We start from the raw sequence: 14,578 nt of genomic DNA, 5'->3' as shown, positions 1-14,578 counted from the left end.
GTCTTAAGCCGATCAGGCCTCCGCCGTGCTGGGCGGCTCGATGGCGATCTGGGCGGTGTCCCCGACAGCGGCGCGTAGGTCGTCCTCAGGCACGGGAACTCGGTGCCCGAGCAGCACGGTCGCAAGCTCAGCGAGGTCGCGGAGCGGCGCTGGCGCGGCCGCAGTCGCAAGCATCCGTGTGAAGTCGACGTCGACGCGGGGAGCATCGTCGTCTTGAGAGGAACGCGCGCTGACTGCGGGCACGTAGAACTCGTCCCTGATCGACGTCCGGATCGCCTCAACGTCCCCGAAGACATCCGCGGCCTGGTCGGCGGTTACGTTGACGCGCCGCTGCACTCCGTTGAGCGCGACCGCCGTGACGGGCCTACCACGAAGCCGCGGCGCCAGCTCGTCCCAGCGGGCCTGCAGCGAGTCCTCGCGCCCACGGAGCCGCCGATTGTCAGCGGTGATGTGCAGGCGCCACTCACCGAGCCGCGTCGCCAGCGTCTTGCCGACGATCCGCCAAATGGCCACCTCGGCGGGAGCGGCCTCGCCTGTGGCCGCGAGGAACGCTCGGGTCGCCGCCCAGGCGCTGAGGTTCGCGTTGATCAGCGGGGTGAGGTCAAGTCCCGTGAGAGAGTCGGTCATCCGCTCAAGACGCTCGAGGTCCAGCATGCTGCCGACGTGCGACCAGAAGGCCGGCTCCCGCGTCACATCCGCTCTGGACAGCAGATAGGGCAGGAGCACCTCCATCTCGACGTCGGAAAGGCGCCCGCGAACCAACTCGTCGGCCGGGTCGTCGTCGAGTGACAAGCTGAGCCCGCTGACGTCACCGGTGAGGCCGACCTCCAAGATTTGGGCGGCGCGTTCCAATCGCGTGGCCGCGTCCGGCAGAAAGACATCACGGACCAGCGCGCCGAACGCTTCTAGGCGCGGAATGTCGTCGGAGCCACCGGTCAGCGGGACGTGCAGGGACGAGAGGGTGTCGCCGGAGATGACGCCGCGCCCGCCGCGAACCAAGTTCGGGCGGACGAGCGCCTGCAGCGGCTCGTCCAGGTCGTCGTCACCGGTGAACTCATCGAGAGCGCCTACGCCGGTGACGAGAGCGTTGGGTGCATGTTCGACGACGTCACGGCGGGCTTCACCTTCGAGGTCGCCGGAGTCGCTTCGGCGGAGCGCGAGAAGGACAGGTGCGGTAGACCCAATGGACTGGAGGTCCCGCGCGGCCAAGGTTGAAGCCAGCGAGGGTCGGAGATACACATCGCGGCGGTTCTTGCGGCCTGCCTCACGCCACGTCAGCACGAAGTCCGGGACGTAGGTGTGATTGAAGTAGCGGGTGTCCTCGATCTCCGCTGCGGGATCAAGCTCGGCGAGTTCCTGGCGGACCGCGGCCTTTACACCCTCGATAACGTCCTCGGGCCGAGTTGCGGACAACGCTGCGTCGATGGCTTCCTGGGCGTTGTGGAGGACTGGCGCGCTCACGGGTGTCTCCCAAGGTGCTGGTAGATCGACATCAGTTCGAGGTTGGTGAGGCTGATCTCGTTCTGTCGCTCGTGGCGTACCAGCAGCCACAGACGTTCCGCCACGGCTGTTAACAGGTCCTCATCTATCGACTCGCCACCGAGGCACTCGGGTAGGGCTTCGATCGCCGACTTGAGCATCGAGCGGCTAGTGAGGTTCGGCCACTTGTTGAGACTGAACGGGTGGGTGGTTACCCAGATGAACTCGGTCTTGCTGTCGCCGATCTCCGCGATCTCGTACGCAGTCGTGCTGTACGCGTTGGCCAGGAACTCCTGGTAGGCGCTGCCCTGATGGCCGGGCGTCTCGTAGCTCTTGGCTTCCACGACCACCGGACGCTTCTTCTCGCCGATGAACTTGCCGGCCAGGTCGTAACGCTTCAGTTCGCCGTCTAGCCGCTTCCGAGTGCACTGAACGGGGAACTCGTACGCGTCCCAGGACATGCTCAGATGGGTGGTGGCTTCCAACCAGGTCTTGACCTCCGCAACACCGCGACGCCCCTTCTCCTGGGTCTCCTCGGCTACCACGGGCGGCAAGCCTAGAGGGGAACGGCATCGTTCTGGTAACGCGGCTCACCGCCGCGCTGAGTTCTGCCGCTCCCGCGGCTGTGATCGTTTGAAACGTGGATGAGGATCCCGTCAGCTCGCCGCGTGTCGGTCGAACAGCACGTAATGACGCCAGGTCCCCTCCGATGGGCCACTGTCACCGACAGCCGCCGAAACGACGGCTGCCCCTAGGCCCGCACCCCCAGCGGCCGCCGCGATGACATCGGGGGGCTGGCCTGCGGCGCCGAGGGCTCCCCCCATGCCTCCAAGCACGAAGGACATGGCGCCGTCGCGGGCACGGGCCACGACGCTTGCGCCATGGGTGCTTCTCTCCAGCTGAGCACGTGCGGCTGCGAGCTCCTCAAGCATCACCCGGCGAAAGTCCACTGCTCGTCCCGCCTCGCGAGCTGACCGCAACCTGTCAAGCCCGCGTGCAAGATAGGTGCGCCACTCAGCGAATACAGGATCTTGTTGCCGGATGGCGACAACGTCCCTTCAGGAGAGATTGTCGAGACGCGGCACGTTGAGATGCACCAGCTCTCGCATCCGAACTGCGTCTTCATCATCGGGTTCGACCGAAGCGGCAAAGAGCAACCTCGCGAACAGACTGCTGGGTGCATAGATGTCCGGCTTACCACCCATCGCGGCCGCGTCAGCCAGACTCGTCGCCAGGGCCTCCAGCACGTTTTCGACCACCACTGAGGGCTTGAGCTCCGAAACGACGTCGATGAACTGCTGAGTGAGCAGGGCTTGCCCTGAGGTAGCGGCTTCTCGGATCCCGTCCGTACCAGGCTTCGGTTTCCGCCACGGATCTGTCGCCAGAGCGCCTGCAGCGAGGGATGCAAGCCATCGACGAACAAGGCTTCGAATGCGTCCCAGGCCTGCTGCGTCAGCGCCGAGCCCGACGGTGCCGACGACCGAAGACTTGTCAGGATCGCGGCGGTCTGCCGTTGACGCGCCTCAGGAACCCAATACAGAACGATCACGCCAGCCCGAACCAGCTCATCGATGGAGACCGATGACTGGACGGACGCCTCGATGAACCTTCGTGCCAGGCTCCCCGAGCCCGCCGGCGAAGTGACGTACATGTGCGAGGCCAGCGCCACCGGATCCTCGATTACCAACGCATGGCAGTACAGCAGCACCCGGGCGGCCCCACGGGCGAAAGCTGAGGAAGCCGAGTACCGAGGATCTGTCGCGGTGAGCAAGTTCAGGCCGCCCAAGGTAGGAGCCGTGCTGTACTCCCCCGGGACGGCACGGCGTGGAACGCTCCCATGCGCGCGTTAATCAGAGGCCGCACACCGTCCGCACCGATGGCCAGCTCCGGCACTCCAGCTTTGTCCAGCACATGCTCGGCAAGCTGCCCGATGCGTGCATCGGGCAGCTGCTGGACCGCCAGTACCAAGTCGGGACCGTCGGTCCCGATCGCGTCCTCGACGGTCCACAACGACGACCGCATTGAGACTGCACCTCCCGTCGCGTACCAGGCCGCCGACGTGCCCGTTGATGTTGCCCGGGTGTTCGCAGTGCCGAACGTCGGCGAACGCCAAGCTCACACACCCGCCGTGTGGGGCCTGGGAGTGCCGACTCTCAGCTCTTGAGGTGGGGTTCAAGGCCAGGGGCCGGAACCTAGCGCCCCGAAGACCGTTCGCCGGCCAGTCAGCGCCGCAAGCGAAGCTAGCCCTCGTCGTCGGCCGACTCGGCCTCGTCCTTCACCGATGACGGCACAGCGCCAGGCGGAGGCTCGCCTACCCAGTCACCAGTCACCTTGTCCTGGGGAGCGGTGCCGAAGAAAGCACGGAACTTCTCCTCGGTGGCGCACTCTCGGACGAGCTTCCTCACGTAGGCCGGCGTGTATCCGTAGTTGTCGTTGAGGTCGTCGTACGTGCAGTACTTCTCATCGGTGCGCTCCGGGTGCGGATCGCCCTTCGCGGGCCGCACCTTGAGCTTCTGCCAGGCCTTGATGAAGTGGCCCTGATGGAAGCGGAAGGGGATCTGCTCTTCGACCGCCTTCCGCACCGCCTTGGCCTTCATCAGACCGTGCCCCACCACGCTCACCTTGCGGTCTCGGACGACGACGTAGCCCTTCTTGCCGATCGCCTCAAGGGTCTGCCGCTCCTCCTCGGTCATGTTGTCCCAGCGGGTGTACTGGATGGCAAGGGCCTCCGGGTCAGGCTTGGAAGCCAGCTCCTGGAAGACCCGCAGGCGCAGCTCATAGTGAGGATCGCCCGCCACGGATTCATCCAAGCTCGAGGTGTAGTCAGCGATGAAGGTGCGCAACGCGGCCGGGAGCTTCGAGCGCAGTCGCCGGAGCGCCTTCTCGCCCTCCTCGGTGAAGCTCCCGATGAAAACAGGGAAGCGGAGCCGAGTTGCAAGCGAGACCTTCGTCCCGAACTGGCTGGTGAGCTCTTCCTCATAGTTCAGAAGGAGGGCCTGGGCCTGCCCACCGACCACCGCGGCCAGAGCGCGCTGCTGACGGGCGTACCGGTGCTCGATCTTATTCCGCAGGCCGATAAAGAACGTAAGGTTCGCCCGCACCGGATCCTTGTCACTGGGCCAGCGCTCCTGCACGCAGCGGGACAGCTCCCAGCGGCGAGCCTCGCCATCCACCTTGTCGAGCTTCCGAGGGTTGTCCCGCCGCCAGTAGCGGATGTCGGTGCCGTCTCGGTCGAACTCGGCATGCAGCAAGTAGAGCCACGCCAAGTGCATGTGCACGACAAAGCCCTCGAAGGACCTACCTTCGGCGGGATCGTTGTACAGGCGGACGGCGAGCGAGGCCTCGTCTCGGGAGGCGTCGACCATCTGCATGTACCGACGCGGCGGCGCCACGGCACCCCTCCCCGTATGGCTCTCCTGGGAGGATATGTGAGCCGCGACACGAGGTCGTGCTTATTTCCGGGAGGGGCACCGGTACTCCGCCGCCAGGCCGACGGGGTCAATCGCAGATGCTAGATCGGAGGCCAGTGGAACTAGAGCGCACCTTCTACGAAGGCGTAGGGCGAGTCGTGGTGGCCGCGGCTGGCCTCGACTTTCTGTTGGCCACCATGGTCCGCCTCTTGGACCCATCCGAGGACGATCTCTGGGCGGTTGCGTCGAGGCCCGGATTCGCGGTCAAAGCGCTCGACAAGATCGGTAGGCGGATGCCGCCGGGGGACGAGATGTACGACAAGGCTCGCGCCATCGCAGCGGATGCACAGAAAGTTCTTCATGAACGTCACCGAATTGCTCACTCGCTGCACGTCGTAACCGAGACGGCGGCCGGGGTCCGCGAGGCTGTCACCGTTCACCCGAGGACGGAGATGCTGAAGACGAGGCAGCGGGGCGCCGACGGTGAGGCCGGCCCCGAGCTACTTCCGACGGCGGATGAGCTCGCCGCACTGACCCACCGAGTTCTGGGCGTGGGTGCGAGAGCCGCCGAATGGCTCGTTCGATATACGGGCATGCCCGATCCGAGCCGCACTTAAGCATCCACCGCCTGTGCTGTGACCAGAGCCGGTCGGGAGGTGGACCTTGTCCAATTGGCGCTGCGAGACCGCTAGCGCATATCCCCGGGGGCTGCGGCGCCGCCCGGCACCGAAACCCGCAACGCTTCCAGTCCCTCGGGTCGGACGACCTCGAGCACGACGACAGGACCGGTAACGCCGGCACCGAGGGCTGCCTCCCGACGACCTCCAAGGACGACAAAGCCTGCTGCTGCCATCTGATTGAGCTGCCCTGTTAGTGATCGCTTCGCGTCACGGACCGACCGGAAGCCCTGCGCCTCGACATCCGAGGAGATGTCACACCAATCTGTGAAGAGCTGCATTGACTCGTCAATGAGATCCGCGTCCTCGTCCGACAAGGCTTCCGGCATTCCGATCTGCCACCCCAGCGCCCCGGCCAGGAGTGGCCAAAGGTCGTCACCTGACAGAATCAACGTCGCTAGGGTGCCGTCCTCCGAGACGGAATCGCCGCCGTCCAGTCGGGCGGCGACCCACTGTTCGTGCCGGTGCTTGATCGCCCGCAGATGCTCAACCGTGTAGCGGGTGGGTTGTGCATCCACCTCGGTGTGGTCGTTGGCGCACAGGAGAATCAGGTTGGCGTAACCGTCGCGAACCTTGGGCGCGAGCGGCTCGTACCGCGGTCCGCCGGGCGACCGCGCAATGATGTGCGCCTCCTGACCGACCAGGGCGCCGGGTACCTCCTCAAGATCAGCACGGACTAGCTCCTGCCGGCACACCGCGCAACGGTTCCCGGACCGCGCCCACAGCCGCTTCCGAGTTTCATCGGCTACCGCCACCGGCGCATGGTCGCACGTAGCACCGACGCATCCCGACGTCTGAACGCCTGCACGGGCCGCTCAGTCGCTCCCTGCACGACCGCGCATGAGGCCTCCCAGCGGCTATGCCTCCATCACGTCGATGAACCAAGATCACGGGACCACACACTTCTTGCATCTGCGGTCAGTCGACTCGTTGTGACGAGCTGCAAGGACTGGCCCGGGCCCTGAAGGGCGATGCGCAACGGCTGCCGGACCCTTGAGGCATGAGGTGCGTCCGTCTTGATCTTGTGACTTCTGCTGTGGTTCCTGGGAGCCGTTGACGCTGTGCACTTGCCTGACGTGGCCAGCGGGAGAGTGATTGCGAAGAGGAGGAAGTGGCCCCGATAGCTCGGCCGAGGTCTCGGTCGGTCGCCGACGGCCTAGTGGCTTCGGCTGGCAACCTCCCTCGAAGCGGCGCTCTGGTGCATCTAGCCCGCTTGCCCCTGTGCCCGCGTTAGCCTCCCGGCGTGGCCGAACAGCAGGACCGGCAAGACCTCGTGGATCAGATCGGCGGAGATGTCCTGGCCGCCGGCGTTGGCCTTCTCCTTCCCATCCCCGGGGTTGGGGTGCTTACCGAGCGCGCAGTCCGCCGGGTCCGTGCGGAGACCGAACGCCGCCGGTCGGTGGCCCTCAAGGCCGCCGAGCGCGTATCCGGCATGACCCGGGAGGAGATCGGCGAGCGGATCGGCCACGATCCTCGCTTCCTCTCTCTCGTGACCCGTGTCCTCCACGCCGCAGGTATGAACGGCCACGACGGCACGCTCAAGGCCATGGGGGTTGCCCTCGGCCGTGCGGCGGCCGACCCAGGCAGGGTCGACGAGGCGGAGTTAGTTCTGACCGTCCTGTCGGACCTCACCGAGCACCACGCTCGCGTTCTGCTGCTCCTGAGCGCGGATCCACCAGCCATATCCGGTACTGCCTTGGTCTGGACGATGCATCTCCTTGAGGTATCTGCGGACCTCCCCACACGGGTTGTGTCGCTGCTTGTGGCCACGCTGGTAGCCCGTGGCCTCGCCGAGGCCACGACCGGCTTCGGCGGAGGGAACGTCTACTCGATCACCACGCTCGGGCGTGACGTGCTTGCAGTGCTCCAGGAGTACGTCATCGACTGAATAGCCCCTGGCGGCGACGCCCACCCAAGGCCTCCCTCCCGGCAGTCGGGACGTAGTCACACTTGCGCCTTATCTTGGACACATGATCGAACTGGGTAGTGGGGTCCTGGTCCCGGGCTCCGCCTCCGCCGGAGCCGCCCGCATGATCTCGGCCGGCCTCACGACCTCGCTGACCAGCTACGCCGCCAGCCTCACCGAGCACCTCGACCTCACCTCAGCCTTCGGTGAGGTGACCACCCCCCTGGCCGACTACGCCGCAAGCCTCACCGAGCACCTCGACCTCACCTCAGCCTTCGGTGAGGTGACCACCCCCCTGGCCGACTACGCCGCCAGCCTCACCGAGCACCTCGACCTCACCTCAGCCTTCGGTGAGGTGACCACCCCCCTGGCCGACTACGCCGCCAGCCTCACCGAGCACCTCGACTTGGGGGCCTTGGTCACCGACCCTCTGGGATCGCTCCGGGACTACCTTCACCCCCTCGCCGAGGTCCTCGCCTCCGAGATCGCTGCTGCCGCTCCTGCCGTCGCGGAGGCCGAACGACGTCTCCGTCGTGCCCTGGCGCGGACACGCGGCTTGGCCGCCTCCCGGACCTCCCGGGTCTCCTCCACCGCCCTGCTCGTCGTTGGCCTGACGTGGGCGATGCAGGAGTCGGCACTCCTTGATGGGCTCGTTGCTGACGCCGGTGGGGCCGCATCCCTCGTGGCCATCCTCATCGTGATCGCGCAGATCATCGGCGAGGGCAAGAAGTAATCGGCCCGATTACCTCTGTAGCCGCCTTTAGCTACACCTGGACCTGGCACACGACGGGTTCGCCACACTCGCCTAGGCCATGCTCGCCGAGCGACAACACGGTGCCTGCGACACCCCGATCTGTCGGCACCGGAGATCGCCAAGATCAAGAGGGACACACCTTCTGCACCTACGGTCCGCCGATTCGTGGTGCCGGGTTTCTGGAGACTCGTCCGCAGCCTTGACGGCATGGGAACCAGCGGTAGCCACGAACACCGTGCTCGTAGGCGCGAACGCGAGCGGCAACGGCGTCAGCAAGCCCAGCGGACGACCCCGAAGGCCTGCTCGGACCCGGCCGCATCGGACGGGCACGGTCCCGAACGGAGGAGTGCGGCGACGGCATGCGGGTGGTGCGGTGGGCGGATCACACCGCGAAGCCGGGGGCCGATCCCGAAGTGGTGCTCGGCTACTTGCCGGCACCGAGCCTGGGAGCAGACGAGGGCCGCCGCCTCCGGTCTGTCCGCGGTCGAGGTCGTCGAGCGACGCGTCGAGGTCCAGGTGCCTCTCGAGCCCACCCGCCGCGACTGGCCCCAGCTGCTCGGCCAGCTCGCCGGCCAACTAGACGACGGGCGGGTCTACGACCGCGACCTGCCCGCCCTGGCGCGGGCACTTCAGCCCGTACTGGAGGCCTACCGGAGACGCGCCCACCTCACTGGCGCCCTCGACGTCCGCTGAGCTCGAGGCTCCAGAAGTTCTCCAGTTGGCACGAGGCGCGCTCAAGTCTCCAGTCGCCCACGGCAACGGCCGCAATCCTCGGCGGGAGACGGACTGGGGACATTCGGCAGGCCGCTCCACCACCGTCGTACTGGAACTTCCATAGGCAGCAATTGACCCGGGAGATGTCGACATGGGTGATCCGCAGCCGCTCCTTGAGGTCTCCATCGCCGATCGGCTCCTTCTCACGCCCGAAGAAGCCGCGAAGGTCCTCCGCGTCGGCCGCACGACGGTGTACGCGCTCATGAAGAGCGGGGATCTGCGTCCGGTGCACATCGGCCGCAGCTGCCGGATTTCTCAGGCAGAGCTCGACCGCTACGTCCGCCGGCTCGAGGCTTCTTCGTCCCGTCCACAGCCTTCGCCGGACGCCGCGTGAATTCACAGCGGGCCTGCTCATCGCCCGAGTGCTCGGCGAGACTGAGCCTTCGAAGCAGCGGCGAGGGGTAGCGGATGGCCGGACGGGCGTCGAACGGCGAGTCGACGATCTACAAGGGCGCCGACGGACGCTGGCACGGCTACGTCTCCGTCGGGTTCACGCTCGCCGGCAAGCTCGACCGCCGGCACGTCAGCAGCAAGAGCCGGGGCGTGGTGGTCACGAAGGTCCGTGACCTCGAGCGCAAGCGCGACTCCGGGATGATCAGCGAGACATCGACCCCGACCGTCGCAGAGTGGCTCGAGCACTGGCTGACCACCATCGCCCCGCGCCGGGTGCGACAGCGGACGCTGGAGAGCTACGAGTCGGCCGTGCGCAAGCACCTCATCCCCGGCATCGGACGGCACCGCCTCGACCGGCTGCGTCCGGAGCACCTCGACCAGCTCTACACCGCGCTGCTCGACGACGGCTACTCCCCCGCCACCGTGCTCCGGCACCACCGCATCCTGTTCCGGGCCCTCACCGTCGCCGTCCAGCGCGGGCACGCCCCCCGCAATGTCGCCGCGCTCGTCGACCCGCCGGCGCAGCGGCCGAGCGACCTGGCCACGGCCCTCGACCTCGGCGAGGCCCGCGCCGTGCTGCACGCCACGGCCGGCGTCCGCAACTCCGCCCGCTGGACCGTCGCGCTCGCCCTCGGTCTGCGTCAGTCCGAGGCGCTCGCGCTGCAGTGGAAGGACATCGACCTGCTTACGGGCACGCTGACGGTCCGGCGGAGCGTCCACCGGGTCCGCGGCGGCGGGCTGGTCTACGAGGAGCCCAAGACCCGCCGCAGCCAGCGCACCTTGGCGCTGCCGCTGCCCCTGCTCGATGCACTCAGGGAGCACAAGGCCGCCTAGCTCGGCGAGCGGTTGCTGGCCGGCTCCGAGTGGCACGACGAGGACCTGGTCTTCGCTCAGCCCAACGGCCGGCCGATCGACAAGAAGACCGACTACGACGACTGGACGCGCCTGCTCCAGAAGGCCGGCGTCCGTCATGTCCGCCTGCACGACGGCCGGCACACCGCGGCGACTCTGCTGCTCAGCGAGAACGTGCATCCCCGCGTGGTCATGGAGCTGCTCGGCCACAGCCAGATGCGCACCACCATGGACATCTACAGCCACGTCATGCCGGCGCTGGCGCGCGAAGCCGCCGACCGGATGAGCGCTCTGCTGCTGCCAGGTAAGGGTGGGCAAACTGCAACCACAACTGCAACCAGAGACGACTCAGGCCGCTCCCCAGAAGGGGAACGGCCTGGTCATCGGGGTGGAGCTGAGGGGACTCGAACCCCTGACCCCCACACTGCCAGTGTGGTGCGCTACCAGCTGCGCCACAGCCCCGAACCCGGCCCGGTCTGGTGCGTCCGAGCCGGGAACGACTGTACAGGAGCCCGCGCGCCGGTCCGCGCAGGGGTGGGGCGCACGCCGGGTCGTGGCGCTCCCCCGCGCGGCGTCGCTCAGGGCTGCTTCATCTGGGCGATCCGGATGTGGTTGCCGAACGGGTCGCGGAGGCCGAAGTCGATCCCGTACGGCTGGTCGACGGGCTCCTCGGTGATCTCGACACCCTTCTCCTTGAGCTCGGCGTGGGTCTTGTAGGCGTCGTCGCAGGCGAAGAAGAGGTGCCCGCCGGCGACGCCCTTGCTGATCGCCTCGCGCACCTGGGCGGCGTTCTCCTCGCTCATCGACGGCGCCCCCGGCTTCTCCAGGAGGACGGCGCGGTCGGGCTGACCGGGGAGGTTGACGGTCAGCCAGCGCATGGGCCCGAAGTTCATGTCGGACTGGACCTCGAAGCCGAGCTTCCCCACGTAGAAGTCGAGAGCGGCGTCCTGGTCTGGCACGTAGATCTGGGTGATGGTGATCGCGGTGAGCATGGTCAGGACGGTAGGGAGGTCGACGTCCCCGACGCTTCTCCGAAACTGCTGGGTCGCGACCAGGCCATCGCGAAGCAGGTGGGCACCGCGGGCAGCGGTCCGCGGCGGCGGTACATCGACGGCGGCTCGCCGACGACGTCGCGGAAGACCCGGCTGAACGTGCCCAGGCTGGAGAAGCCGACGTCCATGCAGATGTCGGTGACGCTGCGGTCGGTCGAGCGCAGGAGGAACATCGCGCGCTCCACCCGCCGCCGCTGCAGGTAGCGGTTGGGCGTCTCGCCGAACGTGGCGCGGAAGGTGCGGATGAAGTGCGCCTCGGAGACGTGCGCGATCCGGGCCAGCGTCGGCACGTCGAGCGGCTCGGCGTAGCGGCGGTCCATCGCGTCGCGCGCCCGGAGCAGCCGACGGTTCGACGCCTCGGCCGCGCTGCTCACGCTGGCGACTCTAGGGAACGGCCGGCTCCAGGAGCGGGGAGAGCCGGTCCTTCCTCAGATCTTGACGCCGCGGGCGGCCAGCCACGGCACGGGGTCGACCTTCTTGCCGCCGAGCCCGCCCTGGTGCACCTCGAAGTGCAGGTGCGGACCGGTCGACTGCCCCCGGTTGCCGAGGAGGGCGATGGTCTCCCCCGCCTCCACGTACTGCCCGGGCTCCACGAGGATCTTGTCCATGTGGCCGTAGACGGTGACGTCGCCGTTCTCGTGGAGGATGTAGACGGCCAGGCCGAAGCCGCTCGCGGAGCCCGCGCGCAGCACGACGCCGTCCATCGCGGCGTACTCCGGGGTGCGCATCGGGGCGGCCAGGTCGATGCCGTAGTGGAAGGTGCCCCAGCGACTGCCGTAGCCGCTGGTGAAGCGGGCGCCGTCGACGGGCAGCACGGCCTTGGGCCGGGCCGCCTCCGCCGCGGCGGCCGCCTCCGCGGCCTGGCGCTGATCGCGCTCGGCACGAGAGGCGGCGACCTCCTGCAGCCGCGCCTGGGCCTCGGCGACGGTGATCGACGCCTGCGGCAGCATCTCGACACCCTCGTCGGAGGTCAGCAGCGCGTCCTGCGCCTCGAGGACCGAGGTGGCGTCGGCCGAGGCGGCCGGGGCGCCCTGCAGCCCGAGCACGGATGCGGTCACGCCACCGGCCAGCAGCGCACCGAGCAGGAGGGCCGGACGACGCCGGGCCTGCGGGCCGGCCGCGGTCCGCGCCCGCCGGGTGGCTCGACCGGCACCCGGGCCAACGGCTCCGAGCAGCTCCGTGCGGGCCTCCGTGCCGAGCTTCGCGTCCATGCACCGTCCGTCTCGCGGTCTGCGGCCCCCGTCGGACCGCGCACATCGAAACATTCCGTGACCCGTTCGTGACCGGGTGCTCGGCGCGTCTTCCGAGACACGCCGGAGTGACGTGCACCACGCGCCCCGGTAGTCACACGCGTCACCCGCTCAGGAGGCCCTCAGCACCCGACCGGGCGGTTATGATCATGACCACGCACCCGGAGCCCCCGCGCTGGTTTGCGGAGGACCGGCTTCGGGCATGTCGGTTCTCCGGCGTGAAACATCCCGCGCCGCCCGGCGCCTCCCGCGATCGCGATGCGGCGCCGGACCTTATTGCGCGGCGCCCAGTACACCCGTGTACTTCTGATCGATCCCCACCCGGAACCGGGCGGGCTCGGTCGGTCGTGCCCAGGACAGAAGAAGGAGGGATGCGATGACGCAGGCCGAGTTCCTGCCCCTCCCGGCCACCACCGGGTCCACCGCAACCGTTCTTCCCCCCGAAGTCGCACCCCCGGCTCCGATGACCACCCCGGCCGCCAACGTCGCCGCGGCGACCGAGATCGTCCCGCTGGCCGACGCCACCCTGCTCCTGCACGGTGCGCAGCTCCAGGTCCCCACCTACGACCGCTCGGCGCTCACGCCCGCCGTCGTGCACTTCAGCGTCGGCGGGTTCCACCGCGCGCACCAGCTCCTCTACTTCGACGAGCTCGCCGAGCGCCGCATCAGCACCGACTGGGGCGTCGTGGGCGTGGGCCTGCGCAGCCGCACGATGAAGGACGCCCTGGCACCGCAGGACCACCTGTACACCGTCGTCGAGCGCAGCCCCGATGGCGAGCGCGCACGCGTGGTCGGCGTCATGGTCGACTACCACTTCGCCCCCGACGACCCGGCCGCGGTGCTCGACCTGCTGACCGACGAGCGCACCCGGATGGTCTCGCTGACCATCACCGACAGCGGGTACCGCCTGGATCCGTGCACCGGCCTGTTCGACGCCGACGACCCGGACATCCGCTGGGACGTCCGCGAGCCGTCGCGGCCCCGCACGGTCTTCGGCTTCATCGTCGAGGCGCTCGACCGCCGCCGGCGGGCCGGGCTCCCGCCGTTCTCCGTCGTCTCCTGCGACAACATGCACCGCAACGGGGATGCCGCGCGCACCGCCGTCGTCGGCTTCGCCCGGCTGCGCGACGAGGTTCTGGGCCGCTGGATCGCTGACCGCGTGGCGTTCCCCAGCAGCATGGTCGACCGCATCACGCCGCACACGACGCCGGAGGAGCGCGACGTCGTGGCGCAGCGCTACGGCGTCGCCGACCGCTGGCCGGTCATCACCGAACCGTTCTCGCAGTGGGTCATCGAGGACACGTTCTGCGACGGCCGTCCGCCGCTGGACGAGGTCGGCGTGCGGTTCGTGGCCGACGTCGGCCGCTACGAGCTGATGAAGACCCGGCTGCTGAACGCCAGCCACTGCGCGCTGGGCTACCTCGGCTCGCTGGCCGGGCACGCCAGCCTGGACCAGGTCATGGCCGACCCGGTGTTCGCCGGCTACGTCGCCCGGCTCATGGACGTCGAGGTGACGCCGCTGCTGCCGCCGCCGGACGGCATCGACCTGGCCGACTACAAGCGCTCGCTGCTGCAGCGGTTCGCCAACCCGGCGATCGCCGACGGACTGCCGCGGCTGTGCCGGCGCGGGTCGACGAAGCTGCCGCACCACCTGCTGCCCTCGCTGCGGCAGGCGCTCGCGGAGGACCGGCCGCACGCGCTGCTCACCCTCGCCGTCGCCGGGTGGGTCCGGTACCTGCAGGGCACCGACGACGCGGGCCGTCCGCTGCCGCTCGAGGACGTCCTCGGCGACCGGCTGCGGGCGCTGGCGCGCGAGGGCGGCGCCGATCCGCGCCCCCTGCTCGGCGAGACCTCGGTCTTCGGTGATCTCGGGTCCGTCCCGGGCTTCGCCGAGGAGCTGGAGGAGGCCCTCGTCGCGCTCGAGCGCGACGGCGCCCGGGTCACCGTCGCCCTCCGTTCGCTCCTCCCGACAGCCCTGCCGCGGTGACCGCCGCTCTCCGACCTCGTCCGACCCCGAAGGGAGCCCATCCG

At 68.5% G+C, this 14,578-nt stretch carries 15 protein-coding genes, 1 tRNA gene and 1 pseudogene; 7 read left to right on the top strand and 10 right to left on the bottom strand.

All coding sequences use genetic code 11. The features are described from left to right. Positions 1 to 12: 12 nt before the first annotated feature. The 6 genes from DQ244_RS04235 to DQ244_RS04200 all read right to left on the bottom strand — a co-directional run bounded on the left by DQ244_RS04235 (position 13) and on the right by DQ244_RS04200 (position 6,321). Positions 13 to 1,461, bottom strand: a complete 1,449-nt coding sequence (locus tag DQ244_RS04235; RefSeq protein WP_113810155.1) for a hypothetical protein — start codon at positions 1,459 to 1,461, stop codon at positions 13 to 15. Next, complete coding sequence (locus DQ244_RS04230) at positions 1,458 to 2,024, bottom strand: hypothetical protein (protein WP_113810154.1); 567 nt, start codon at positions 2,022 to 2,024, stop codon at positions 1,458 to 1,460. The genes DQ244_RS04235 and DQ244_RS04230 overlap by 4 nt, the downstream gene beginning before the upstream one ends. A gap of 513 nt (positions 2,025 to 2,537) precedes the next feature. Then, on the bottom strand, positions 2,538 to 2,726 hold the full coding sequence (locus DQ244_RS04220) for a hypothetical protein (protein WP_147251463.1): 189 nt from the start codon (positions 2,724 to 2,726) through the stop codon (positions 2,538 to 2,540). A gap of 993 nt (positions 2,727 to 3,719) precedes the next feature. Next, entirely contained in the window at positions 3,720 to 4,850 is a 1,131-nt protein-coding gene (locus DQ244_RS04210; protein ID WP_199580156.1) for a DUF3644 domain-containing protein, read from the bottom strand. A gap of 161 nt (positions 4,851 to 5,011) precedes the next feature. Then, positions 5,012 to 5,329 (bottom strand): hypothetical protein, encoded by a 318-nt coding sequence (locus DQ244_RS19170; RefSeq protein ID WP_147251462.1) that lies wholly within the window; start codon positions 5,327 to 5,329, stop codon positions 5,012 to 5,014. A 248-nt stretch (positions 5,330 to 5,577) separates the two neighbouring features. Continuing rightward, on the bottom strand, positions 5,578 to 6,321 hold the full coding sequence (locus tag DQ244_RS04200) for an HNH endonuclease signature motif containing protein (protein WP_147251461.1): 744 nt from the start codon (positions 6,319 to 6,321) through the stop codon (positions 5,578 to 5,580). 488 nt (positions 6,322 to 6,809) lie between these two features. Between DQ244_RS04200 and DQ244_RS04190 the strand changes: the two genes are divergently transcribed. The 6 genes and pseudogenes from DQ244_RS04190 to DQ244_RS20210 all read left to right on the top strand — a co-directional run. Continuing rightward, a complete protein-coding gene (locus DQ244_RS04190) occupies positions 6,810 to 7,454 on the top strand; it encodes a hypothetical protein (RefSeq protein ID WP_147251460.1) in 645 nt (214 codons plus the stop codon). Positions 7,455 to 7,536: 82 nt separating this feature from the next. Beyond that, positions 7,537 to 8,205: a hypothetical protein gene (locus DQ244_RS04185; protein ID WP_113810146.1), complete on the top strand. Its 669-nt coding sequence runs from the start codon at positions 7,537 to 7,539 to the stop codon at positions 8,203 to 8,205. 537 nt (positions 8,206 to 8,742) lie between these two features. Then, positions 8,743 to 8,919: a hypothetical protein gene (locus DQ244_RS04180; protein WP_233491158.1), complete on the top strand. Its 177-nt coding sequence runs from the start codon at positions 8,743 to 8,745 to the stop codon at positions 8,917 to 8,919. 172 nt (positions 8,920 to 9,091) lie between these two features. Beyond that, positions 9,092 to 9,334, top strand: coding sequence for a helix-turn-helix domain-containing protein (locus DQ244_RS04175; RefSeq protein WP_113810145.1), 243 nt, complete (start codon positions 9,092 to 9,094; stop codon positions 9,332 to 9,334). A 74-nt stretch (positions 9,335 to 9,408) separates the two neighbouring features. Further along, a complete protein-coding gene (xerC, locus tag DQ244_RS20215; RefSeq protein WP_113810144.1) occupies positions 9,409 to 10,227 on the top strand; it encodes a tyrosine recombinase XerC in 819 nt (272 codons plus the stop codon). 12 nt (positions 10,228 to 10,239) lie between these two features. After that, a pseudogene (locus tag DQ244_RS20210) lies at positions 10,240 to 10,482 on the top strand (tyrosine-type recombinase/integrase); the annotation flags it as partial. A gap of 152 nt (positions 10,483 to 10,634) precedes the next feature. Here the strand turns inward: DQ244_RS20210 and DQ244_RS04160 are convergent. The 4 genes from DQ244_RS04160 to DQ244_RS04145 form a co-directional block, all read right to left on the bottom strand. Then, a tRNA-Ala gene (locus DQ244_RS04160) sits at positions 10,635 to 10,707 on the bottom strand. 116 nt (positions 10,708 to 10,823) lie between these two features. Further along, positions 10,824 to 11,237, bottom strand: coding sequence for a VOC family protein (locus tag DQ244_RS04155; protein WP_113810143.1), 414 nt, complete (start codon positions 11,235 to 11,237; stop codon positions 10,824 to 10,826). A gap of 2 nt (positions 11,238 to 11,239) precedes the next feature. Next, positions 11,240 to 11,671: a helix-turn-helix domain-containing protein gene (locus tag DQ244_RS04150; RefSeq protein WP_113810142.1), complete on the bottom strand. Its 432-nt coding sequence runs from the start codon at positions 11,669 to 11,671 to the stop codon at positions 11,240 to 11,242. Between the two features lie 54 nt (positions 11,672 to 11,725). After that, positions 11,726 to 12,508 (bottom strand): M23 family metallopeptidase, encoded by a 783-nt coding sequence (locus DQ244_RS04145; protein WP_113810141.1) that lies wholly within the window; start codon positions 12,506 to 12,508, stop codon positions 11,726 to 11,728. A gap of 502 nt (positions 12,509 to 13,010) precedes the next feature. Between DQ244_RS04145 and DQ244_RS04140 the strand changes: the two genes are divergently transcribed. Beyond that, complete coding sequence (locus DQ244_RS04140; protein WP_233491157.1) at positions 13,011 to 14,534, top strand: mannitol dehydrogenase family protein; 1,524 nt, start codon at positions 13,011 to 13,013, stop codon at positions 14,532 to 14,534. Positions 14,535 to 14,578: the final 44 nt, after the last annotated feature.

The sequence above is a fragment of the Blastococcus sp. TBT05-19 genome (assembly GCF_003319095.1).
In the GTDB taxonomy this organism is placed as follows: domain Bacteria; phylum Actinomycetota; class Actinomycetes; order Mycobacteriales; family Geodermatophilaceae; genus Blastococcus.
This window is presented reverse-complemented; position numbering and strand designations above follow the sequence as displayed.